General features: G+C 71.1%; 1 protein-coding gene and 1 pseudogene. Both read left to right on the top strand.

Translation table 11 applies throughout. From position 1 onward, the window contains the following. A pseudogene (locus QH283_RS24915) lies at positions 1-634 on the top strand (AAA family ATPase); the annotation flags it as partial. 216 nt (positions 635-850) lie between these two features. Beyond that, positions 851-3,457 (top strand): Na+/H+ antiporter subunit A (locus QH283_RS24910; RefSeq protein WP_280505368.1); only part of this gene is annotated, 2,607 nt, incomplete at its 3' end.

Genomic DNA, 3,457 nt, shown 5'->3' with positions numbered 1-3,457 from the left:
CGTAGCCATCGCTGGATCGGGCCATCTCTGGGTGCAGGGGGTAATGGGCGACTTGTTGATGCTAAATTGGGTCGGCCCCTCCGTGCGCGCTGTGCGTTAGCTTTTCCAGCGTGCCCGCGACTCCGCCCCCTCGCTGATCTTCCTCGACGAGGTCGACGCGCTCGCCCCGCGCCGCGGCCAGAGCGGGGACTCCGGCGTCGGCGACCGGGTGGTGGCCGCCCTGCTCACCGAACTCGACGGCGTGGAGCCGCTGCGCGACGTGGTGGTGCTCGGCGCCACCAACCGTCCCGAGCTGATCGACCCCGCGCTGCTGCGCCCAGGCAGGCTGGAGAAGCTGGTGTTCGTCCCGCCGCCGGACGCCGAGGCCAGGCTGGCGATCCTGCGCACCGCGGGCCGCTCGGTGCCGCTGGCCCACGATGTGGACCTGGCCGAGCTGGCCGAGGACCTCGACGGCTACTCCGCCGCCGACTGTGCCGCGTTGTTGCGGGAGGCCGCGCTGACGGCCATGCGCCGGGATGTGGATGCCGCCGACGTGACCGCCGCCGACGTGACCGCCGCGCGCGCCACGGTGCGTCCCTCGCTGGACGCGGCGCAGGTCGAGTCGCTGCGCCGCTACGCCGACTCGCGCGGCTGAGCACGTGCCCGGAAGTTGCCCGGTCGTCCCGGGCGGCTACAGTTCGGCACGAGCGTGCCAGTGTTCGGGGCGCTGCCGGCACGGAGGGCCGTCTTGGTTACCCCTCTTCACCAGCGAATACACCTGAAAACTCGGACCCGCCCGAGTTCCGGCGGGAAACGCCGCATAGGATGAGCTGACAAACACCCCGCCGCTACTACCCGACGGAGTGCAGTTTTGCTCATAATTCTGCTCGCACACGCCTGTGCCGCGCTCGTCGCGCCCGTTTGCGTGCGGATGTGGGGTCGCCGGTTCTTCGCTGTACTCGCTCTCGTACCTTTCGTCTCACTCGGCTGGGTGTTCGCGAACTGGGGCACGACCCGCGATGTGCGCATCGAGTGGGCGCCCAGCATCTCCATGAACTTCGACCTGCGATTCGATTCGCTGGCCGCGGTCATGGCCGTCCTCGTCCTGGGGATCGGCGCGCTCGTGCTGCTGTACTGCACGCGGTACTTCGAGGACGACGAACCGGGCCTCGGCCAGTTCGCCGCCTATCTCGTCGCCTTCGCGGGCGCCATGTTCGGCCTGGTCACCAGTGACAACATGCTGCTGCTGTTCGTCTTCTGGGAGATCACCACGGTCCTGTCGTTCCTGCTGGTCGGCCACAACACCGCACGGCCGAGCAGGCGCGCGGCCCTGCAGGCGCTGCTGGTCACCGGCTCCGGCGGCCTGGCCATGCTGGCGGGCATGATCATCCTCGGCCAGACCGCGGGGACCTATCGGCTGTCCGAACTGCTGGCCAAGGCAGGCACCCTCGACGGGACCGCGGTCACCGTGGGGATCGTGCTGGTGCTCGTCGGCGCGCTGAGCAAATCCGCCATCGTGCCGCTGCACTTCTGGTTGCCCGGCGCGATGGCCGCGCCCACCCCGGTCAGCGCCTACCTGCACGCGGCCGCGATGGTCAAGGCGGGTGTCTACCTGATCGCCCGCCTCGCCCCCGGCTTCGCCGAAGCCCCGCTGTGGCATCCGATCGTGTTGTCCCTCGGCGCGGTCACCATGCTGCTGGCGGGCTGGCGTTCCCTGCAGGTCACCGACCTCAAGCTGGTGCTGGCCTTCGGCACCGTCTCCCAACTGGGCTTCATGGTGCTGCTGGTCGGCATCGGCACCCCGGGGGCCGCGCTGGCCGGCGTGGCGATGATCGTCGCGCACGCGCTGTTCAAGGCCTCGCTGTTCATGGTGGTCGGCATCATCGACCACAGCGCGGGCACCCGTGACCTGCGGCAGCTGACCGGCCTCGGCAGGCGCGAGCCCTGGCTGCTCGGCTTCGCGTCCCTGGCCGCGCTGAGCATGGCGGGGCTGCCACCGCTGTTCGGTTTCGTCGGCAAGGAGGCGGCGCTGGCCGCCGAACTCGACGCGGGCAATCTCACCGATCCGGCCCGCGTCGCGCTGGCGGTGGTGCTGGTGGTCGGCTCGGCGCTGACCTTCGGCTACAGCGCCCGCTTCATCTGGGGCGCGTTCTCCGACAAGCCCGACGTGCCCGAGGTGGACTGGCACCACCCGGGCCCGCTGATGGTCTTTCCGCCCGCCCTGCTCGCGGTGGCCAGTCTGGGGGCGGGCCTCGCCGCGCCGTGGATGGACGAGTGGCTGTCCCCCTACGCGCGCACCCTGCCCGGCGAACTGCACGAGCACCTGGCGTTGTGGCACGGCTTCACCCTGCCGCTGCTGCTGACGGTGGTCATCGTGGCTGGCGGCATCGCGCTGTTCCTGGTCCGCGGGCGCATCATCGACCCCAAACACCACATGCTGGGCAACGCCGACCGCGCCTACGACGCCACGCTGCGCGGCATGACCACGCTGTCGCTGCGCATGACCGGCGCCGTGCAGCGCGGTTCGCTGCCGCTGAGCCAGGCCACCATCCTCTGCACGCTGGCGCTGCTGCCGACGATCCTGCTGGCCGTCGGCACCCGCGCGGGCCTGGAACTGCGGCTGTGGGACAACCCGCTGCAGGTGGTCATCGGTTTCATCATGGTGGCGATGGCGCTGGCGGCCACCGTGCTGCGCAACCGCCTGGCCACGGTCATCGTGGTCGGCGCCACCGGCTACGGCTGCGGTGTCATCTTCGCCCTGCACGGCGCGCCCGACCTGGCGCTGACCCAGTTCCTGGTGGAGACCATCACCCTGGTCATCTTCGTGCTGGTGCTGCGCGGCTTCCCGGCCGAGATCGAGGCCACCCGGGTGGCCGCCTTCAAGAAGCGCCGCGCGGTGCTGTCGGTGCTGGTCGGCGCGGCGGTCGCGGCGCTGGCCGCGTTCGCGATGGCGGCCCGTTCGGCCGAGCCGATCTGGAAGCTGATCCCGGAGGCGGCCTACGCCTTCGGTGGCGGCAAGAACGCGGTCAACGTGCTGCTGGTCGACACGAGGGCCTGGGACACCCTCGGCGAGATCACGGTGCTCATCGTCGCCGCGACCGGCGTGGCCTCGCTGATCTTCCGCACCAGGCGCTTCGGTGGCGCGCCCAGGGCCGCCGACTCGCCGAACTACGACCCCGACGCGGTGAGCTGGCTGCCCGCGGGCAGGCTGGTCGACCGTCGCGAGCGCTCGATGGTCCTTCAGGTCACCACTCGCCTGGTCTTCCCGACCATGATGGTGCTGTCGGTCTACTTCTTCTTCGCCGGCCACAACGCGCCCGGCGGCGGCTTCGCCGGCGGCCTGACCGCGGGCCTCGCGCTCACGCTGCGCTATCTCGCGGGCGGCCGCTACGAGCTCGGCGAGGCGCTGCCGGTCGACGCGGGCCCCCTGCTCGGCGCGGGCCAGCCCCTGGCCGCGGGCCCCGCGGTGGGCGAGCGG

It is taken from the genome of Nocardia farcinica (genome assembly GCF_029867845.1).
In the GTDB taxonomy this organism is placed as follows: domain Bacteria; phylum Actinomycetota; class Actinomycetes; order Mycobacteriales; family Mycobacteriaceae; genus Nocardia; species Nocardia farcinica_A.
Note: the sequence above shows the minus strand (reverse complement) of the source record. Positions and strands in the feature narration are given on the sequence as shown.